General features: G+C 73.5%; 1 protein-coding gene. It reads left to right on the top strand.

Annotated elements, in window-relative coordinates:
• Positions 1-2,574: hypothetical protein (locus tag AC5LUJ_RS24315; RefSeq protein WP_493465869.1), on the top strand; the 2,574-nt coding region annotated here is incomplete at both ends.

Below are 2,574 nucleotides of genomic sequence, written 5' to 3'. Positions count from 1 at the left end.
CCGCCTCGCGCCGCACCCTGTACACCGGCATGGCACTCGGGGTCGCCTGGGACCCGGACGGCGACGTCCCGGACTCCGACAACCCCGACGGCGCCACGGTCGCGGTCGCGGTCGCCAACAGCCCGGCGGAAGCCGCCGCCGAGCTGCAGCAGCAGGCCGACGGGCCCGACGCGCTGGACACGGACGACGCCGCGCTGTTCCGGGCGTTCCTGCTCGGCGCCCTCGACGAGCTCGACCGCCCCGACGGCGAGCAGCTCGTCGAACGCACCGCACACCAGGGCGGCTTCGGCCCGGTACCCGGCGGCTACACCTGGCAGGTCGTCGGCCGCGGCGACCCGAGCACCCCGCCCTCGGCGCCCTCGGCCATCCAGGACCGCCGCCGACGCGCCGAGGACACCGTGGTCGCCGAGCTCAACCGGGCCCAGCGCGAGCACGACCGCATCGAACGGGACCTCGCTGCCGCCCGCGAACGCCTCTACCAACTGTGGTGGCTGGCCCGCATGCCGCAACAACCCGACGAGTTCCGGGCGCAGATCGGCCCACAGCTCGACCCGGCGAACCCCGACGGCACCGCCGGCCGGGCCGCGACGCTCGCCGCCGACCTCGCCGCCGCTCGCCGCACCCTGCCCTGGGGCCTCGAACGCGAGGAACTCGCCGCCAGCATCGCCACCTACAGCGCCGAGCACGGCATCGTCGGCGACCGCAAGCTCACCCGCGTGCCCCGCGACCCGTTCGAGCAGCACGCCGACCCCGCCGTCGTCCTCGCCGGCGCGCACCTAAACGCCCCGCTCACCCGCGGCGACGCCCTGCCCTGCCGGCTGCCCGACCAGCACATCACCCGCGTCACCGGCAACGGAACGACGATCGACGCGGCCGACGTCGCCCCCGACCTGGCCACCATCGTGCTCAGCGGCCTACCGGCCGAGCTGCTGGAGGTCATCCGCAGCGCGCTCACCGAGTTCCTCATCCTCGACCGTGCCCTCGGCGCCGGGATCGACCTGGCCACCGCCACGGTCACCGGCACGCTGCCGGAGCTGGGCGCCGGGCCGTGGCGGCAGCCCTGGCAGCCGCTCTACATGCTGTGGGAGGCCGAGTACTACCCGCTGACGTTCCGGGACGGCGCGACCGCCCACTGGGAATGGGACGGTAACCGCTACCGCTGGCGCGGCCTCGGCGCCCCGGAGAAGTCCCGCACCGTCCGGGGCCGCCAGTACCTCACCCCCGCCGTCGGCCACGCCACAGCCGGCCGGTTCGACACCTACGCCCGCCACCGCGACGACCCGGCCGCCACGGCGGCACGGACCCTGCGCGACGAGGCGAAAGAAGCCGACCTGCTCGTGCAACGACTCGACGGCCTCGGCGCCGCCGTCGGCCAGCGCGAACCCGCCGCCACCGCACATCCCACCGGCAGGATCGCCGAGCTGCTCACCGACGAGGACTACCGGGCACCCGACCCCGGACCGCAGCCGATCGACGAATGGGACCCGTGGGAACCGTCGCAGTTCGTCGAACTGCGTTCCGGCCAGCTGACGTTCACCAAACTGTCCGTCGTCGACCGGTTCGGCCGGGCCGTCCACCTCATCACCGACGCCTACCACTTCACCCCGATCGTCCCCGAGACGATGATCCCCGACCATCCCGTCCACGACATCGAGCCGGACCGGTTCATCGAGCTGTCCCCCCGGCTGCTCCAACCCGCTCGGCTCCGCTTCGACCTGCTGCCCGCCACCCACACCGGCGACGGCGGCGACGACGTCGACCTCACCCCGGGCCAGAACCCGCTCGCCGGCTGGGTACTGCACAACCGGCTCGACGCCTCCCTCGCCTGCTACGACCCCGACGGCGCCGCCCTCGGTGAACTCCGGGTCGCGATGGCACCCTCCGGTGACCGGATCGTCGCGTTCACCCCCCTTCCCCACTCGCCCGTCACCGACCTCGACGAGCTCGCCGGGCCCTACCCGCACCTGCACCGCTTCCTGCGGACCATCCGGGAACGCGGCGTCGACACCTTCACCGCGGTCCGCCAGACCATCGACGAAGCACTGATCACGATCGACCCGGACGGACCCGACGACACCAGCCTCAGCTTCCTCGCCGGCCGCCCCCTCGCCCTCGTCCGCGCCCGCATCGACCTGGAACTGTGCGGACCCGTCCGCCGGGACGTGCACTGGCTCAACGTCATCTCCCCACCCACACCGGACATGCCGACCTACCCGTGGGTCATCCGTCTCGGCGAGGCGCCCCTGACCGACGACGGGCTCGTCGGCTACATCCTCAACGACGACTACGACCACTTCGAGACATCCGTCGACCCCCGCGGCCCGGCCAACGACTACCTCCGCCCGATCGGCGACGGCTCCGGCCTGCAACTCAGCTTCGCCGGCGAGGACAACGCCACCCTCACCCTGCTGCTCGACCCACGCGCCGCCGTCCACGCCGTCACCGACATCCTCCCCGTCGCCCAGCTGCGGGTACCCGAACGCTTCGTCACCGCCGCGCTCACCCGGATGGCCCTGTGCTTCCGCACCGGCCCGCTGCTCGCAGCCCCCCGCCCGATCGAAACCCCCGACGGCC

It is taken from the genome of Protofrankia sp. CiP1_Cm_nod3, assembly GCF_982290655.1.
The sequence above is the reverse complement of the archived record's forward strand: the minus strand, read 5'-3'. Positions and strand labels throughout refer to the sequence as shown.